The following is a 16528-nucleotide window of genomic DNA, read 5'->3' on the forward strand; positions in this document are numbered from 1 at the left end:
GGTGCGGGCGGCCGAACCGTGAACCGCCCGCACCTGCCTGGAAGCCTGGAAGCCTGGAAAGGAGCCTCACCATGGGCAACGCACCGTCGGGGACACCCAAGGACGACGACGGCTGGTACGTGGACGACCGCTGTACGAACTGCGACGTCGCCCGGCAGCTCGCCCCGACGCTGATCGGCGAGGTCGACGGCCGCTCGGAGATCCTCCGCCAGCCGCGTGACGCGGCGGAGGCCGGTCTGCTGCACGCCGCCGCGTACGCCTGCCCCACCCGCTCGATCCGCCGCACTGCCGGCCGGCTGGACCCGGCGCAGGACCCGTTCCCGATGGCCCTCGACGAGGGGGTCCTGCTGTGCGGCCACAACTCCAACCACACCGCCGGGGCCAACTCCTATCTGCTGCACCGCCCTTCGGGGACCTGGATGATGGTGGACACACCCCGCTGGAGCGAGCCGCTGGCCGCGCGGTACGAGGCGCTGGGCCCGGTCACCGACGTCCTGCTCACCCACCGGGACCACGTCGCGCACGGGCGTCGCTACGCCGACCGTTTCGGGGCCCGGTTATGGATCCACGAAGGCGACCTCGACGCCGCGCCGGACGCCGACCGCGTGCTGCGCGGCACCGGTCCGGCCGCGATCGCCGAGGGCGTCATCGCCCATCCGCTGCCCGGGCACACCCGAGGCAGCGTGCTCTACGTCGCGGACGAGCGGTACTGCTTCAGCGGCGACAGCCTCTACTGGTCACGCACGACGGCGGACATCGAGGTGGCGGAAAGCGTCACCTGGTACTCCATCGAGGAGTTGGCCGCTTCCCTGTCGCGCACCGCGGCCCGGCTGCGCTTCGAGTGGCTGCTGCCGGGCCACGGCGACCGCAAGCGGCTCCCGGCGGCGGAGATGTCCCGGCGGCTCGAACGGCTGACGGTCCGCACCCGGGCACTGCGGCCCCGGCCCGTCGACTTCACCGCCGTCCGGTGGTGAACGCCCGGGCCGCCGCGGCTCACCGGCCGGTGACCAGCGCGAGCCCCACGGCGTCGCGGGCGGCGGCGCCCTCGGCGAAGGCCGCCGCGTAGACCCGCGCGTCGAGGGCGCCACGGATGACGCGCTCCGCCTCGGCGTGGGCGTCGTGGAGGGGGCGCAGACCCGCGAGCGCGACGCCGATCGCCTCGCGGAGCTGGTAGGAGGCACCCATGAGCCGGGCGGCCCGGTGGGGGTCGCCGAGGGCGGCGGCGGTCCAGGCCATGGCGTGGACGCCCCAGCAGGGGCCCCACCGGTCGCCGATGTCGCGTTGACGGCGCAGGGAGTCGTCGAGCAGACCCGCGGCCCGGTGGGGGTCGCCGTGGCGCAGTTCGCCCAGGGCCATCACCCACAGGCCCCACGAATACGCCCAGCCCGCCCGGTAGTCGTCGGCTTCGGTCATATGGGCACGGCAGTCGGCCAGCGCGGCCTGCCGCTCGCCGAGCAGGGCCGATGCCATCGCCCCGAGCATCGTGGCCATGTGGGCGTCACCGAGTTGGCCGTCGCGGCGGTACCGCTCCCGGGCCCGCGCGAAGAGTGCGATGGCGCGTGGGTCCCGCTGGACGAGCAGGGCGTGGGCGCCCTCGATATAGGTGAGGGCGCCCTCCGCCGCGCCGTCGGTGATGCGCCGTGCCGACTCCCGGCAGTCGGCGAGGAAGCGCTCGGCGGCCGGCTGGTCCCCTTGGCACAGCGCGATCCAGGTGGCGAGCGCGAGGGCGCCGGCCCGCAGCGGACCCTGGGCGTCGGGGGCGAGGCCGAGGGTGCGGGTCAGCCAGTGCCGGCCTTCGCCGAGGGAGCTGCTGAAGAACCAGAAGCGGACCCGGGTGAGGTTCGCGGCGATCGTCAGCCCGGCCCGGGGCTCGCCCGGCCCGGCGGTGCAGAAGTCCAGCGCCGCCCGCAGGTTGGGCAGTTCCCGCCGGAGCCGTGACAGCCACTCCACTTCGCGCGGTCCGCACCAGTCGGCGGCGGCCCGTGCGGCGACGTCCTCGTAGTACGCGCAGTGGCGGCGCCGCAGGGCCACGTCCTGGCCGAGGTCGCGGAGCCTGCGCTGCCCGTACTGACGGATGGTCTCCAGCATCCGGTAGCGGGTGCGGTGGCCGTCCGTGGCGGCCGTGAGCACCGACTTGTGCACCAGGGCGGCGAGGATGTCGATGACGTCCTCCCGGGGCACGCCGTCCGCCCCCTCCGAGGAGCACACCGTCTCGGCCGCTTCGAGGTCGAACCCGCCGGCGAACACCGACAGCCGCGCCCACAGCAGCCGTTCCCGCTCCCCGCAGAGGTCATAGCTCCAGTCGACGACCCCGCGCAGGGTCCGCTGGTAGCGCGGCACGGTCCGCGCGCCGCCGTGGGTCAGCAGCCGGAAGCGGTCGTCGAGCCGTTCGAGCACCTCCTCGACGGAGAGGGTGCTCAGCCGGACGGCGGCCAGCTCGATCGCCAGCGGAATGCCGTCGAGGCGCCGGCACAACTGGCCGACGGCGGCGTGGTTCTCCTCGGTGATCCGGAAGTCGGGGGCGGAGGCCGCGGCGCGGTCGCCCAGCAGCCGTACCGCCTCGCTGCGTGGCACCGGCAGGCCGCCGCCCCCACTCTCCTCGAACGCGGGCACGGCCAGGGGCGGTACGACCAGCAGGTGCTCGCCCGGGACGCCGAGCCCCTGCCGGCTCGTCGCCAGCACGCGCAGGCCGGGCGCCGCGCGCAGCAGGGTGGCCAGCAGCTCGCCGGCGGCGTCCGCGACGTGCTCGCAGTTGTCCACGACCAGCAGCAGGTGTCTGTCGCGCAGGTACTCGACCAGCACCTGGGTGCCGGGGCGGGCGGACTGGTCGAGGATGCCGAGGGCCCCGGCGATCTCCCGGTCGAGCAGGCCGGGCTCGACCAGCGGAGCCAGGTCGGCCAGCCACACCCCGTGCGGGAACGCCCAGGCCGCCTCGGCCGCCGTGCGCAGCGCGAGGCGGGTCTTGCCCACGCCGCCGGGGCCGGTCAGCGTGACCAGCCGGGCGCTCTCGAGCAGCCGCCGTGCCCGGCGCAGCATCCCGCCGCGGCCGACGAAGCTGGTCATCTCGGCGGGGAGGTTGCCGCCGGCCCGCGCCGCGCCGTGCTCCGGGGTCACGACGGTCAGCCCGGGGTCGGCGGTCAGGATCCGCTGATGGAGCTTCCACAGCTCCGCGCCGGGGTCGACGCCCAGCTCCTCCAGGAGCAGCCCGCTGACGGTGCGGTAGCAGTCCAGGGCCTCGCCCTGGCGCCCGGCGCGGTACAGCGCCAGCATGCGCTGCGCCCAGAACCGCTCCTGTAGCGGGTAGGTGGCGGTCAACTCGCGCAGCCGCGGCAGGACGTCGGCGTGCCGGCCGAGCTGGAGGTCGGCCTCGGTGCGCAGCTCGATCGCGCCCAGCCGGCGCTCGGTGAGCGCGGGCACGACCTCTCTGCGCAGCCGCTCCGAGGGGACGTCCGAGAGGGGCTCGCCGCGCCACAGGGCCAGCGCCTCGCCCAGCAGCGTCGAGGCCCGCGCGGGGGCGCCCTCGGCCATGGCGGCCTTGGCCCGGTCCACCAGGGCGTCGAAACGGTGCAGGTCCAGGGCCCCGGCGGAGACCTCGACGAGATAGCCCTGGGCGCAGGTCAGCACCGGGCCGCCGGTCCCGCTCCCGGTGGGGCCGAGCGCGCGGCGGACCCGCAGGACGTAGTTCTGGAGGGTGTTGCGGGCCCCTTCGGGCGGCTCCTCCTCCCAGAGCCTGGCCATGAGCGTCTCGGTGGGCACGACCTTGTTGGCGTCGATCAGCAAGGAGGCCAGCAGGGCCCGCTGTTTGGCCGCCCGGAGCTCCACGGGCCTGCCGTGGCGCCGCACTTCCAGCGGCCCCAGGACTCCGAACGCGAAGTCCGTGCCCGGTGGTGTGCTGCTCGTCCCGTCCTGTGCCTGCGGCATCTTCCGCCTCCCCCGAGACCCCGGCCGTCACACCCCGCCATCATTCCATCACATGGGGTGAACGTCGAGTGAGCGTGGAGTGACTGCCGCGACAGCGCCTGTCGGGAGCATGGCGTTCCAGCGGATCTCCCCATCGAGGGGGCCGCACCGTCAGTCAGGAGAGACAACCATGAGCAAGCGTTGCGGATTGAGGCGATCCGGCTCGGTGGCCTTGGCGCTCGCGGGTGCGGCGGCGGCCGCGCTGCCGCTGGTGGCGGCCCCGAGTGCGGCGGCGGACGAGGCTGCGCCCCGGGCGAAGGCCCAGGTCCTCTCGTGCACCACCGACAGCGACGGCTGGACCGGCAGGGCGGACTGCACCAACAACACCGGTTCCGTGGTGGCCTTCCGGGTCGTGGTGGTCTGCGGGTGGTGGCCGGATCAGTACGGCGCGTGGCGGACGCTGGACCCCGGCCGCTCCGGCACCTCCTCCGCCACCTGCGGCGGCGGCACGGGGGTCGGCAGCGTCAGCTGGCAAGAGGGCTGAGCGGGCGCGCGGCGGCCGGTAGCCGGACAGCGGCGGCCCGTTCGGGCCGCCGCTGTCATTTGCCTCCGCTCGCGTTCGCCGGTGCCGTCTTGCGGTCCGGTGGCGCCGGGTCGCGTTCCCGGCGGCGGGCCAGCAGCTTCGGGCCGGCCAGCACCACGGCGTTGCCGAGCAGCACCAGGACGACGCCCAGCCCGTCCCGCACCGACCAGGTGAAGTCCTCGAAGACGGTGGACAGCAGCAGCGAGACGATCGGGAAGAGCACCGTCGCGTACGCGGCGCGCTCACCGCCGATCCGGCCGAGCAGCGTCAGGTAGGTGCCGAAGCCGATCACCGAGCCGAACAGGGCCAGATAGAGCAGCGAGCCGGTGTACTGCCACGTCGGCTCGTAGAGCGTGCCGTGGCCGAGCACGGTGGCAAAGGGCGAGACGAGCACGGCACCGTACGCCATCGACCAGCCGGTGCTCTGCACGACCGGCACGCCTTCCGCCTGCACCTTGCCGGAGACGACGTTGCCGAGGCAGAACACCAGGGTTCCGGCGATCGACAGCACCGTGCCCAGCCCGTTGCCGGAGTCCGGGTCGAAGTCCGCGAGCGCCGGCCAGAAGACCGTGCCGATGCCCAGCAGGCCGATGCCACCGCCGACGAGCACCACCGGGGAGACCCTGCGGTGGAAGAACAGCCGCGCGAAGACGATGTTCAGCAGCAGGGACATGGCGAAGAGGATGGAGACCAGGCCCGTCGCCAGGTGCTGCTCCGCGAAGTAGAAGCACACGAAGTTGCCCGAGAACATCAGGCCGCCCATGAGCGCGAACCGGACGTGCATGCGCGCGGGGTATTTCAGTGGCAGGCCGCGGGCACGGGCATAGGCCAGCATCAGGACGGCGGCGAGCGCGAAGCGGTAGAAGACGGACAGGGTGGGGTGGACCTCGCCCAGCTGGCCCTTGATGGCCAGCCAGGTCGAGCCCCAGATCACCACGGTCACCGCGTAGAGCACGGCGTTCATCGCGCCAGGCCCTTCTCCACGAGGACGGCGAGCCGGGCGACGCCCTCGCGGATCTGCTCCGGGGAGAGATAACTGCACGACAGGCGCAGCCGGTTGTCACCGGAGTCGTCGGTGTGGAAGTAGCGCATCGGGGCCCACAGCACGCCGTACTCGCGGGCGGAGAGCTCCAGCAGGGCGTCGTCGGCGGGGAACGGCAGGGTGAGGGTGAGGAAGAAGCCGCCCTCGGGGGCGTTCCAGTGGATGCCGGTGCGCTCGCGCAGTGCGGCGGGGAAGTGCGCTTCCAGCGACTCCAGCAGCACGTCCAGGTTGTCGCGGTAGAACGCGATGGCCGGTGCGTTGGCCTCGCGCAGGCGGCAGTCGTGGGTGACGAGCATGCCGCCGATGAGCGCCTGGCTGAGCGTCGGGGTGTTGACCGTGACCATGCTCTTGATCTTGGACAGTTCGTCCGCGAGGAGCGTGTGCCGGCCGTCGGGCGCGACCACCGTCTGATCGGCGATCACATAGCCGACGCGGGCGCCGGGGAAGCAGGTCTTGGCGAACGAGCCGAGGTGGACGACCCGGCGCCGGGTGTCCAGCGCCTTCAGGGTGGGCCGGACGGTGTCGGTGCGGGTGAAGAACCCGTACGGGTTGTCCTCCAGGATCAGCAGGTCTTCCGCGTCCGCGAGGGCGAGCAGCTCGTGGCGGCGCTCCACCGGCATGGAGGTGCCGGAGGGGTTGGAGAAGTCCGGCACGGTGTAGAGGGCCCGGGGGCGCTTCCCCGCCGCGCGCAGCGAGTGGATCACGCGTCGCAGCGCGTCGAGGTCGACACCGCCCTCGTCCTCGGTGACGGGCGCGGTTTCGACGCCGAGCACGCGCGCGGCGCCCATGATGCCGACGTAGTTGGGGTCGGTGACGAGCAGGACGTCGTCGGGCCCGGCGAACAGGGCCCGCAGCGTGATGAGCATGCCCTCCTGGCAGCCCACGGTGACGACGATGGAACCCGGGTCGGCCTCGATGCCCTCGTCGTTGTGGAGCGTCCGTGCGATCAGCTCGTGGATCTGGCCGTTGGTGCGCCCGTACTGGAAGAGGGTGGTGCGCACCTGGTCGGGCCCCTGGCCGAGGTCCTCGGTGAGGTACCGGGTCCAGGCCTGGAGGTACTCGCCGATCCGCTCGACCTCGAAGAGGCCCTCATAGGGGCGGCCGGGGCCGAAGGAGATGGCGTCCGGATAGCGGAGGGTGATCTCGTTCAGGAAGTTCATCACCTCCATGAGCGGATCGGCCAGCGAGCCGTGCAGCTCGTCGAGCGGCAGCACGGCCCCGGCGGTTTCGTCGGTGGTCCCGGCAGCCGTCACCGCTTGTCCTCCCACAGCACCGGGCAGAACTCGGGGTCGGTGTAGTCGGGATTGCCGTCGGCGTCCGGGCGCACCAGCACGTCGTTGTTGTAGACCACGTTGCCGCCGGTGGACAGCGGGTAGGGGCGCCACTGGTTGGCGCCGTCCTGGAGGTGCAGGCTGATGGCGCGGCGGGGGCGGTCGCTGGTGTTCAGCCCACTGCCGTGGTACGTGCGGCAGTGGTGGAAGCTCATGTGCCCCTTGGGGATGATCATGGGGACCTTGCGGATCTCGACGCCGTTGTAGTCGGCGTTCTCCTTGAGCATGTCCTCCAGCTCGGAGCGGTCCCGCTCGGCGAAGTGGCGGGTCACGGAGTCACCGGCGGGAATCTCGCGCCAGGTGTGGCTGCCGTCCACCATGGTGATGGTGCCCAGTTCCTCGTCACAGTCGTGGAACGGGATGAAGGCGGTCAGCATCTCGTCCGAGCTGCAGGTCTGCCAGTAGTGACGGTCGAAGTGCCACGGGACGATGTTGCGGGCGTCCTCGGGACGCGGGGGCTTGTAGATGAGGGTGGTGTTCCACAGCCGGATCTGCTCGGTGCGGGCGATGAGCGCGGCGGTGGCGGCGATGACCGGCTTGGACAGGATCCGCCGGATCGTGTCGTCCTCGTAGAAGATGTAGTCGTTGTGCCGGTGCACATCTCCCTGCTCGGGCTCCCAGTACGCGAGGCGCGGCGGGCGGACGGGCAGGGTGCGGTCGCGGTGACCCGCGTAGAACCGCTCGCTGGCCTCGAGGAGTTCGTCGACCTCGGCGTCGGTGAGCAGCTGCTTCGTCAGGAACCAGCCGTGCTCCTGGTAGAACTCCACGTCCTCGGCGGTGGGCAGGAGTTCACGGTCGGCCGGGCCGAGGTCGAAGGCAGCGGCGGCGGAGGAGGTCAGCTCTTCGGCGGTGCTCATCGGGGGGTGCTCTCCTTGCTGGGGGTGCGGTGAAGGGCTTCAGGAAGGGCGGACAGGGAGGCGGCGGGGCCGGCGGGGGTATCGCAGGGCCGGAGAAGACCGGCGTCGAGGGACGCGAGGTCGGGGCGGCCCGACAGGGCCATGGCGTCCTCCAGTTCGGCACGCAGGACCGACAGCACGTCCCGGGCACCGGCGGAGCCCGCGACGGCCAGGCCCCACAGCACGGGGCGGCCGAGCAGGACGGCGCGGGCACCGAGGGCGAGGGCGGTGAGGACGTCCGTGCCGCGGCGGACGCCGCCGTCGACGTAGACCTCACAGCGGCCGGCGACCGCGGCGACGACCTCGGGGAGGGCGTCCAGGGCCGGGACGGCACCGTCGAGCTGACGGCCGCCGTGGTTGGAGACCACGATGCCTTCGACGCCCAGCTCGGCGGCGCGGGCCGCGTCCTCGCCGGTCAGCACGCCCTTGAGGACGAGCGGCAGTGTGGTGAGCGAGCGCAGCCAGGCCAGGTCGTCCCAGCCGAACGCCGCGTCGTGGTGCCGGGCGGCGTGCGCCCCGATCACGGAGGCCCCCTGGGACGCCTGCTGGAGTCCGCTCGCGTGGCGGTCGTCGAAGTTCGCCGGGACCATGCCGGGCGGCAGGCTGAAGGCATTGCGCAGGTCCCGCGCGCGCCGTGGGACCCGCGGGGTGTCCACCGTGACGACCAGCGCGCGGTAGCCGGCCGCCTCGGCCCGTCGTACGAGCGCCTCCGTCGTGGCGCGGTCGCGGAAGACGTAGAGCTGCATCCACAGCGGGGCGCCCGCGGCGGCTTCCGCGATCTCCTCCAGCGGGGTTCCGGAGAACGTGCTGACGACGGTCAGCGCCCCGGCCGCGGCCGCCGCGCGGACGGTGCCGGGCTCGGCCTCGGGGCTGACGAGCCCGTGATAGGCCATGGGTGCGATGGCGACGGGGAGTTCGACGGGGCTGCCGAGCAGGGTGGTGCGCAGGTCGCAGTGGGAGACGTCGACGAGGACCCGGGGGCGCAGCCGGTAGCGGCGGTAGGCGGCCTCGGATTCGCGCAGGGTGGTCTCGGCGCCGCTGCCGCCCTCGATGTAGCCCCAGGCCGCGGGGTCGACGAGGGCCTGGGCGGCGGTGCGGTAGTCGTCCAGGGTGACCGGGGCCGGCCGGGCGGCCGCGGGCTCCGGGACGGGGTCGGGCTCGGTGGGCATGCTCACCGGGCCGCGGTCATGGCCGGGGCCGGGCTCGTCTCCTCGTCGGAGCCGGCCGCGCGGGTGCGCTCCCGCTCCACTGCCTCGTAGAGGGCCTTGATGTTGCCGCTGCCGAACGTCCGGGCCTCGACGCGCTGGATGAGCTCGAAGAAGACGGTGCGCCGGGGGTAGGGGGACCGGGTGAAGATCTGTATGAGGTGTCCCCACTCGTCCTGGTCCACCAGCAGGCTCAGCTCGCGGAGCACCTCGGTCTCCACGCCCACGTCGATGCCCCGCCCGGCGAGGCCGTTGTAGTACTCGGCCGGGGTGGAGAGGAACTCCACGCCACGTCCGGCGAGGTCGCGCACGGCGTCGGTGATGGCATCGGTGCCGAACGCGATGTGCTGGACGCCGGGGCCGCCGAAGTTGTCGAGGAAGTCGTGGAGTTGGCCGCGCTTGCCCTCCGCCCGGGGCTCGACCATGGTGAAGGTGATGCCACGGGTCTCGTCCTGGACCACCTTGGAGTCCATGACCTGGCCGCCGACCTTGATCGACTCGTTGTAGGTGTGGCGCAGCCCCAGGGCCCGCTCGTAGAAGGAAACCCAGGTGTCGAGCGATCCGGGCGCCAGGCACAGGGCGAGGTGGTCGACGCTGCGGAGCAGCGGGGCGGCCGGCTCGCCGGACGCCGCCACGGGCAGGGGACGGTAGCGGCCGGGCAGGAAGGCGCCGTCCGGGGTGTCGCGCTGGACCAGGGAGTGGAGCAGGCCCTCGTGCGTGCCGATGACGGCGACGACGACCCGTCCGGCCCCGTCCTCCTCGAAGACCTGGGGTTCCTGGACGGCCTCGGCTCCGGCGGCGACCGCGCGGGCGAAGTCGGCGGCGACATCGGTGGAGGAGAAGGCGACGTCGCGCACCCCGTCGCCGTGCCGGGCGACGAACTCGGCGCCGGACTGCTCCGGGTGGCCGGCGGACGTCACGACGAGGCGGACGCCGCCGTGCGCGAGGACGAGGGAGTGCCCGTCGGCGAAGCCGGTCCCGGCGTCCGCCTCCGCTTCGATGTGGAATCCGTAGGCGTCGCAGAAGTAGCGGGCCGCCTCGGCGGCGTCGGCTACCTGCAGGCCGACGTGGTCGACAGCATGCACTGTCATGACTTTCACCTCTGTCGTGCGATGGGGGGCTGGGCACGGCGCCGCACGGGTGCGGGACGCGGCGTTGCGCCCCGCACGACCTGTCGCCGACGCGGGCCGTCGGTCGAGGAGCCTTGACAAGAACGCGGCCCGATGGTCACGAACGGCATTACGGGATGGGGGTCGCCAATGCCGAACAAAGATCATCCTTGTCATTGCCCCGACAACGGGGCAAGGGTGATTTCCGGCCACGTCGACCCGGGGTCGCGGCCCGGGGGCGGGGGACGATGCGCACCGGAGCCCTCGGGCCGCCCCTTTCGGATCGGTCGTCAATACGTGAACATGGCTGTGATCGTGGGACTTTGAAGCCGACGGCGGCGGAATCCGGGAGGCCGACTCGATGGTCGCGCAGCGGAGCACGGAGAAGGGGCTATGCGTCGGGGCGGTCGTCCCGCGGTCGGGGCGGCTGGCTCGTTTAGGGGATCCCCTCGATTTCGTCCTGGGCCGCCTGGCACCCCGGCTGCCGGCGGTGACCAGTGGTTCCCGGCGGTACCCGCTGCGGCTCACGGCCCGTGACAGCCGGTCACATCCCGAGGGCGCCCGGCAGGCGGTCCGTGAGCTGGTCGGCGAGGAGGGGGCGCAGGTGGTGGTGACCATGGCCGGCACCCGTGTGCTGCCCGCCGTGGCCGACGCCTGCGCGGAGCTGGGGGTCCCCTGTGTGTCCACCACGTTCCCGTGGCAGGCCTATGTGTTCGGCAGGGGCGGGGACACGGAGCGCCCCTTCCCGTGGACGTACCACTTCGCCTGGGGGCTGGACGACATCGCGACGGTCTTCGCCGAGATGTGGGAGCGCGTCGGCGACCGGCGGACGGTGGGCTGCCTGTGGAACGACGACGTGCAGGGCGAGTTCCTCCGGCACCCGGTGCACGGCTTCGCCCCCGTGGCGGCCGCCCGCGGCCACCGGCTGATCGACCCGGGCGGCTACCGGGAGCCGGCCACCACGTTCGCCGGCCACATCCGCCGGTTCGTCGACGCCGGGGTGGAGATCGTCACCAGCGCGGCCACCGTCGAGGACCTCACGCTGTTCCACCGGCAGGCCGGGCAGGCGGGGCTGCGGCCGCGGCTGGTCACCTGTTCACGCTGGCTCGCCTACCCGCGCGACCGGGCCCAGGCGGAAGCCCTGGCGGGCACCGACATCGCCACCCTGGTCTACTGGACGCCGCGCCACCCGTTCTCCTCCTCCCTCGACGCCACGGGCGCCGCGGAGCTGGCGGACGCCTACCAGCGCGAGACCGGCAGGCCATGGCTGCAACCCCTCGGGCTGGCCCACGCCCTGGTGGAGGTCGCCGTGCACGCCCTGGCCACCGCCGACGACCCCACCGACCGGCACGCCGTCGCCGCGGCCGTCGGCCGCACCCGGCTGCCCACCGTCGCCGGGCTGATCGACTTCACCGCCGGGCCCACCCCGAACATCGCGCTGCTGCCGCTGATCGGCGGGCAGTGGCAGCCCGGCCGCGACCACCCGCACGAACTCGCGCTGGTCACCAACACCCGCTTCCCCTCGATCGCCCTCGACGCCGAACTCACCGTGGCGCCCTGCGGCTGAGCCGGGCTCGCCACCACAACCCAGCCCACGCTCACCCGTCGGACGACAACTCGTCGGGGAACAGCCGCGTCACGATGTCGCCGTCCGCGGTGAGATAGCCGTACACCATGCCCTCACTGCTGTGCGGTGCGGCGAAGGTGCCCTCGTGGTCCAGGGCGATCACGCCGCCCGTGCCGCCGAGCCGGGGCAGCCGCCCGACGACGACCTCGTACGCCGCCGAGGCCACGTCCCGGCCGCCGAACTCGATCAGATGGGAGAGGGCGGCGGTGGCGGCGCCGCGGATGAACACCTCGCCGTGCCCGGTGGCGCTCGCCGCGACCGTGCCGTTCTTCGCGTAGGTGCCGGCGCCCACGACGGGCGAGTCACCGACCCGGCCCGCCATCTTGTTGGTCATGCCGCCGGTCGAGGTCGCCGCCGCGAGGTCCCCGCCCCGGTCGACGGCGACCGCCCCCACGGTCCCGGTGATCTCCTCCTCGGCCGCGCCGGTGCCCTTGCCGCCCTTGGTCGTCTGCCCGCCCTTCGGGGCCTTCGTGGACTCTTTGGCCTTCACCAGCTCGTCCCACCGCCGCTGCGTCCAGTAGTACTCCTGGGTCACGGTCGGCAGGCCGTTGCGGGCCGCGAAGTCGTCGGCGCCCTCCCCCGCCAGCATCACGTGCTTGGTCTTCTCCATGACGAGCCGGGCGGCCGAGACGGGGTTGCGCACGCTGCGCACCCCGGCGACCGCACCGGCCGCCAGGTCCGAACCGCGCATGATCGACGCGTCCAGTTCATGGCCCGCGTCCTCGGTGAAGACCGCGCCCCGGCCCGCGTTGAACAGTTCGTTGTCCTCCAGGACGCGCACCGCCGCCTCGACGGCGGCCACGCTGTCGCCGCCGCCGCGCAGCACCCGGCGGCCGGCCTTCAGGGCGTCCGCCAGCCCGTCCCGGTAGGCCTTCTCCTTGCGGGGGTCGGTGGTCTCCCTGCGCAGCGCGGTGCCCGCGCCGCCGTGCACCGCCAGCACGACGTCGCGGGCGACGGGCCGCCGCGCGTCGTCCCCCGCCTTCGCGGGAGCCGCCGCGACCGCCCGGTGAGCCGCCCCGGAACCGGGCCGGGAGAACGCGGGCAGTGCGGCGGCCACGGCCACCAGCACGGTGAGCACGGGAACGATCCACAGTCTCGGCCGTACGCGCATGGGCTCTCTCCTCGCCTTCCGCGGCGGCACGGCGGCATCGCCGCAGGCCGCCTCTCTCACCGGGAACGGGCCGGACTCACCGTGCCCAGGCGGGTGCCGGGGCGGAACGGCCGACGCGCGAGTTGGCCGGGAACGACGCACGATCGGCCGGTCGCCCGGTGTTGCGCTCCCCTCGCGCGGTCCGGTGCGGCACGGGCGGTACGGCACGCGCCGCACCGGGTAGGCCGTGGGCCATGCGGATACCTCGACCTCCCGGGGCACCCGGTGCCCCTCCCCCGGTCCCGGACGACGGGGACGGCTCACCGCTCAAGCGGGTCATCGGCCCGAAGCTCCTGCTGCTCTTCGTCGTCGGCGACATCCTCGGCACCGGGATCTACGCGACCACCGGCAAGGTGGCGGGGAAGATCGGCGGCGCGCTGTGGCTGCCGTTCGTCATCGGCTTCCTCGTGGCGATCCTGAGTGCCGCGTCGTACGCCGAACTCGTCGGCAAATACCCCAGAGCCGCCGGAGCGGCCCTCTACACCCACAAGGCTTTCAAGGTCCCCTTCCTGACGTTCATCACCGCCTTCATGGTGATGTGTTCGGGCCTGGCGTCGGCGAGTGCCGCGGCCCGCGCGTTCGGCGGTGACTACATGGCGGAGTTCGTGGACCTGCCACCGACCCTGGTCGCGGTCGTCTTCGTGCTCGCGCTGGCGGTGCTCAATCTGCGCGGCGTCTCGGAGTCGGTGCGGACCAATGTCGTGCTGACCGTCGTGGAGCTGTCCGGGCTGCTGCTCGTCATCGGCATCGGCGTCTTCGCCGTGCTCGCGGGCGACGGGCAGCCGGCGCGCCTCGGCGAGTTCGACACCGGCGGTTCCGGATACGCGGCGCTCACCGGGGTGCTCGGGGCGACGGCGCTGGGGTTCTTCGCGTTCCTCGGCTTCGAGGACTCCGTCAACATGGCCGAGGAGACCCGGGATCCGGCCCGGACCTTTCCCCGCGCGATCTTCCTGGGGGTGGCCGTCACCGGCACGGTGTACGTCCTGGTCGCGCTCGTCTCCTCGTTGCTCGTCGACCACCACACGCTCCAGGGCTCCTCCGGGCCGCTCCTGGAGGTCGTGCGGGTGGGCTGGGACGGTTTCCCGCCGAGGCTGTTCGCGCTGATCGCGCTCTTCGCCGTCACCAACTCCGCCCTGATCAACCTGATGATGGCCTCCCGGCTCTGCTACGGGATGGCGAACGAGGGCATTCTGCCGCGCGCCCTGGCCCGGGTGCTGCCGCGCCGCCGCACGCCGGTCGTCGGGATCGTCTTCACGACCGTGCTCACCGTCGCTCTGGCGTCGACGGGCGAGATCGCGGGGCTCGGGGACACGGCGGCGTTCCTGCTGCTGTGTGTCTTCGCGCTGGTCAATGTGGCGGTGCTGGTCCTGCGCAAGGACCACGTGCCGCACCGCCATTTCCGCGCCCCCACCGCGCTGCCGGTGCTGGGGGCGGTCACCGCCCTCACCCTGGCGAGCCCGCTGGCCGACCGCCCGGCGGACGTCTATGTGCGGGCGGGGGTGCTGCTCGTGATCGGTGTCGCGCTGTGGGGGGTGAACAGGATCGCGCTCGGTGGCGCGCGGCGGGCCGGCCGGGGCTGAGGAGCCGGGCCGCGGGAGGGCGGCGGACGCTTCGAAGGGAGTTTCGGCTTGTCGTGAAATGGGGAGGCGCCCACCACCGTTCGGGGTGACACTGTGTCCGTGCTGATCATGGACGCCGTCCTGGAGACCTACGACTCCGCCGACTTCACCCTGTGGCCCGTGGCCGATCCGTCGGCCGGCGCGGCTCTCCCGCTGTCCGGGCGGTTGTCCCCCCTGGAGGTCGGTACCGCGATCGCGGTGTGGGCCGGGTACAACGGCGCGGCCCTCGCCGAGGAGGATGCCCGCGCGCCCGACGGTCCCGAGCTGCTCCGCCGTACGATCGCGGCCGACTGCACCCTCCTGCCGGGCGGTCTGCGGGTGCGGGACACCGCCAGCGGGGTGTCGGTCTCCTCCGGCTGCTGCTGCGGCCTGGAGAACTGGCGCGAGTGGCTCGGCCTGTTGCACGGCGACGAGCTGTGGCTGGGGCACGATCCGTCACCGCGCGTCGAGCACGCGGGCCCGGTCGTCCGGTTGTGGCCCGACGGCCGTGACGCCCCGGCCCCGCCCGCCGGGCAGCCCGTCGAGGTCGCCAAGGACGGTCTGCCGGCGCTGCTGCGGTCCGTGCAGGACGATCTGACCGGATTCCTGGCCGTCGTGGAGCGGTGGGGCGAGCGGTACGCCCCTGCCCTGGGCGCCGAGCTGGCGGCCAAGCTCGACGAGGACCTGTCCATCAGCGAGCCCTTACGCCCGCCTCCCGGTGCCGACAGCCCGAGCTGACCGCCCGTAACACACCGGAGGCGGGAACGGCCAGGGCCGTTCCCGCCTCCTCATTCATTCCTCAATCCTCATTCAGAGGCTGCTTCCCGGGTCAGAACGGCAGGGAGAGGCCGCACTCGGGCTTGCCCTTGTCGTTCGGGTCCAGGGCTGAGAGGACCAGCTGCGCGGCGGCGGGGTGCAAGGTCATGCCCGCGTGGCCGACCCAGCTGCTCGGGCAGTGGTCCTGGATGGTGTGGTTGGTGACCTTCGCGCCCGCGCCGGCGGTGAGGTACTGGTTGGTGTACGGGGTGACCACCCGGTCGTTGGTCGTGACGATCGTCGTGTACGTGACGCCGTGCACGGTGTCGCCGCCCTCGTCCAGCTTGCGCGTGACCTCCGAACCCCGGGTCTGGTCGATGGCGGCCTGGCCGGCGAACTTGCCGACGATCCCCATGAGGTTCAGCGACTCGCCGAGGTTGAGGAGGCTGCTCATGTCGGTGCCGTGGTTACTGGGTGCGACACCGACGAGGTGGTTGACCTTCTGCGCGCCGCCCTCGAACTTCAGGTACCAGCGCGGCAGCAGACCGCCGCCCTGCGAGTGGCCGACCATGTCCACCTTGTCGGCACCGGTCCTGGCGAGCACCTTGTCGACGAAGGCGGCGATTTCCTTGGCCGACTCGGGGACCGGTCCGCTCGCCTTGATCACGGAGCCCGCGGGGGCGCCGAAGTTGACGGTGTAGACGCAGTAGCCGGCCTTCTTGAGCTTGGGCGACAGCGAGGACCAGGTGTTGAGCGCGTTGGCCCAGGTGCCGTGGACCAGGACCACCGGGCGGGGGTGCTCGGCCGAGGGCTTGCAGTCCCAGTCGTTGGCCCCTTCCGGGGCGGCGTCGGGGGTGATGAGCGATTTGGCCACGGCGGCGAGGGTCTGCGGGTCCAGACCGATCGCACCGGTGGGTCTGGGGGCCGCGGCGGCGGGGGCGGCGGTGAGCCCGGCCACGGCACAGGCCGCGGTGGCGGCCAGCAGGAGGGAACGCAAAGGACGCATCAAAGACATGTGAACCCCGTTGACTTCATCAGGAACGGATGATCTTCAACGCGCTAGACAGCGGTTCCCCCACCCGGGTTGCCTCACCTCGCATTTCCGCTAAATCGGAATATCTCCCTCCGCCCCGGATCCGTTCCGGAGGAGGACCCGAGGCGGGCCGGGAGGCCGTATCGACCGGTCGGGATGGGGAGCTATGGCCCGATTTTCCAGCCATACTGGATCATGGTTGATTGGCTTAAGAGTGATGTTTATCCCACCGGTTGACCGACCAGGAAGCGGAACGGAAGTCAACGGGTACCGGGCGCCAGGTGTAAATCTTCTTAGG

Annotated in this window: 13 protein-coding genes; 5 read left to right on the top strand and 8 right to left on the bottom strand. The window is 72.6% G+C overall.

Annotated features, from left to right (window positions below; translation table 11 throughout):
* The first annotated feature begins 71 nt into the window (after positions 1-71).
* The gene (locus JO379_RS04045; protein WP_130880806.1) at positions 72-974 is read left to right on the top strand and encodes an MBL fold metallo-hydrolase; all 903 of its coding nucleotides are present in this window, start codon (positions 72-74) and stop codon (positions 972-974) included.
* A gap of 19 nt (positions 975-993) precedes the next feature.
* Here JO379_RS04045 and JO379_RS04050 read toward each other — a convergent pair whose 3' ends face one another.
* On the bottom strand, positions 994-3921 hold the full coding sequence (locus tag JO379_RS04050) for an AfsR/SARP family transcriptional regulator (protein WP_209513925.1): 2928 nt from the start codon (positions 3919-3921) through the stop codon (positions 994-996).
* 169 nt (positions 3922-4090) lie between these two features.
* On the opposite strand from JO379_RS04050, the gene JO379_RS04055 reads away from it, so the two are divergent.
* Complete coding sequence (locus JO379_RS04055) at positions 4091-4444, top strand: hypothetical protein (RefSeq protein ID WP_209513927.1); 354 nt, start codon at positions 4091-4093, stop codon at positions 4442-4444.
* A 55-nt stretch (positions 4445-4499) separates the two neighbouring features.
* On the opposite strand, the gene JO379_RS04060 is transcribed toward JO379_RS04055, so the two are convergent.
* The 5 genes from JO379_RS04060 to hppD all read right to left on the bottom strand — a co-directional run bounded on the left by JO379_RS04060 (position 4500) and on the right by hppD (position 10048).
* Positions 4500-5447 (bottom strand): DMT family transporter, encoded by a 948-nt coding sequence (locus JO379_RS04060; protein WP_209513929.1) that lies wholly within the window; start codon positions 5445-5447, stop codon positions 4500-4502.
* Positions 5444-6694, bottom strand: a complete 1251-nt coding sequence (locus JO379_RS04065; protein ID WP_130880865.1) for an aminotransferase-like domain-containing protein — start codon at positions 6692-6694, stop codon at positions 5444-5446. Before JO379_RS04065 ends, JO379_RS04060 begins: the two co-directional genes overlap by 4 nt.
* Before the next feature lie 80 nt (positions 6695-6774).
* Positions 6775-7713: a phytanoyl-CoA dioxygenase family protein gene (locus JO379_RS04070; protein WP_209513931.1), complete on the bottom strand. Its 939-nt coding sequence runs from the start codon at positions 7711-7713 to the stop codon at positions 6775-6777.
* On the bottom strand, positions 7710-8921 hold the full coding sequence (locus tag JO379_RS04075) for an alpha-hydroxy acid oxidase (protein WP_209518504.1): 1212 nt from the start codon (positions 8919-8921) through the stop codon (positions 7710-7712). Before JO379_RS04075 ends, JO379_RS04070 begins: the two co-directional genes overlap by 4 nt.
* A gap of 2 nt (positions 8922-8923) precedes the next feature.
* Positions 8924-10048 (bottom strand): 4-hydroxyphenylpyruvate dioxygenase, encoded by a 1125-nt coding sequence (gene hppD / locus JO379_RS04080; protein ID WP_209513933.1) that lies wholly within the window; start codon positions 10046-10048, stop codon positions 8924-8926.
* Between the two features lie 508 nt (positions 10049-10556).
* On the opposite strand from hppD, the gene JO379_RS04085 reads away from it, so the two are divergent.
* On the top strand, positions 10557-11633 hold the full coding sequence (locus tag JO379_RS04085; RefSeq protein WP_372449048.1) for an ABC transporter substrate-binding protein: 1077 nt from the start codon (positions 10557-10559) through the stop codon (positions 11631-11633).
* A 31-nt stretch (positions 11634-11664) separates the two neighbouring features.
* Here the strand turns inward: JO379_RS04085 and JO379_RS04090 are convergent, their stop codons facing one another.
* Positions 11665-12804, bottom strand: coding sequence for an isoaspartyl peptidase/L-asparaginase family protein (locus tag JO379_RS04090; protein ID WP_130880799.1), 1140 nt, complete (start codon positions 12802-12804; stop codon positions 11665-11667).
* A gap of 233 nt (positions 12805-13037) precedes the next feature.
* On the opposite strand from JO379_RS04090, the gene JO379_RS04095 reads away from it, so the two are divergent.
* Both JO379_RS04095 and JO379_RS04100 read left to right on the top strand, forming a co-directional pair.
* The gene (locus tag JO379_RS04095) at positions 13038-14423 is read left to right on the top strand and encodes an APC family permease (RefSeq protein WP_130880798.1); all 1386 of its coding nucleotides are present in this window, start codon (positions 13038-13040) and stop codon (positions 14421-14423) included.
* Between the two features lie 108 nt (positions 14424-14531).
* Entirely contained in the window at positions 14532-15179 is a 648-nt protein-coding gene (locus tag JO379_RS04100) for a hypothetical protein (RefSeq protein ID WP_242626361.1), read from the top strand.
* A gap of 91 nt (positions 15180-15270) precedes the next feature.
* On the opposite strand, the gene JO379_RS04105 is transcribed toward JO379_RS04100, so the two are convergent.
* Positions 15271-16203: an esterase/lipase family protein gene (locus JO379_RS04105; protein WP_130880796.1), complete on the bottom strand. Its 933-nt coding sequence runs from the start codon at positions 16201-16203 to the stop codon at positions 15271-15273.
* Positions 16204-16528: the final 325 nt, after the last annotated feature.

Source organism: Streptomyces syringium, assembly GCF_017876625.1.
GTDB lineage: Bacteria > Actinomycetota > Actinomycetes > Streptomycetales > Streptomycetaceae > Streptomyces > Streptomyces syringius.

What these genes read in the sequence shown, in the direction of transcription:
- JO379_RS04060 (WP_209513929.1), bottom strand. Translation starts at nt 5,447, where the DNA reads ATGAACGCCGTGCTCTACGCGGTGACCGTGGTGATCTGGGGCTCGACC.
- JO379_RS04055 (WP_209513927.1), top strand. Translation starts at nt 4,091, where the DNA reads ATGAGCAAGCGTTGCGGATTGAGGCGATCCGGCTCGGTGGCCTTGGCG.
- hppD (WP_209513933.1), bottom strand. Translation starts at nt 10,048, where the DNA reads ATGACAGTGCATGCTGTCGACCACGTCGGCCTGCAGGTAGCCGACGCC.
- JO379_RS04045 (WP_130880806.1), top strand. Translation starts at nt 72, where the DNA reads ATGGGCAACGCACCGTCGGGGACACCCAAGGACGACGACGGCTGGTAC.
- JO379_RS04070 (WP_209513931.1), bottom strand. Translation starts at nt 7,713, where the DNA reads ATGAGCACCGCCGAAGAGCTGACCTCCTCCGCCGCCGCTGCCTTCGAC.
- JO379_RS04090 (WP_130880799.1), bottom strand. Translation starts at nt 12,804, where the DNA reads ATGCGCGTACGGCCGAGACTGTGGATCGTTCCCGTGCTCACCGTGCTG.
- JO379_RS04100 (WP_242626361.1), top strand. Translation starts at nt 14,532, where the DNA reads ATGGACGCCGTCCTGGAGACCTACGACTCCGCCGACTTCACCCTGTGG.
- JO379_RS04095 (WP_130880798.1), top strand. Translation starts at nt 13,038, where the DNA reads ATGCGGATACCTCGACCTCCCGGGGCACCCGGTGCCCCTCCCCCGGTC.
- JO379_RS04075 (WP_209518504.1), bottom strand. Translation starts at nt 8,921, where the DNA reads ATGCCCACCGAGCCCGACCCCGTCCCGGAGCCCGCGGCCGCCCGGCCG.
- JO379_RS04065 (WP_130880865.1), bottom strand. Translation starts at nt 6,694, where the DNA reads ATGGAGGTGATGAACTTCCTGAACGAGATCACCCTCCGCTATCCGGAC.
- JO379_RS04105 (WP_130880796.1), bottom strand. Translation starts at nt 16,203, where the DNA reads ATGCGTCCTTTGCGTTCCCTCCTGCTGGCCGCCACCGCGGCCTGTGCC.
- JO379_RS04050 (WP_209513925.1), bottom strand. Translation starts at nt 3,921, where the DNA reads ATGCCGCAGGCACAGGACGGGACGAGCAGCACACCACCGGGCACGGAC.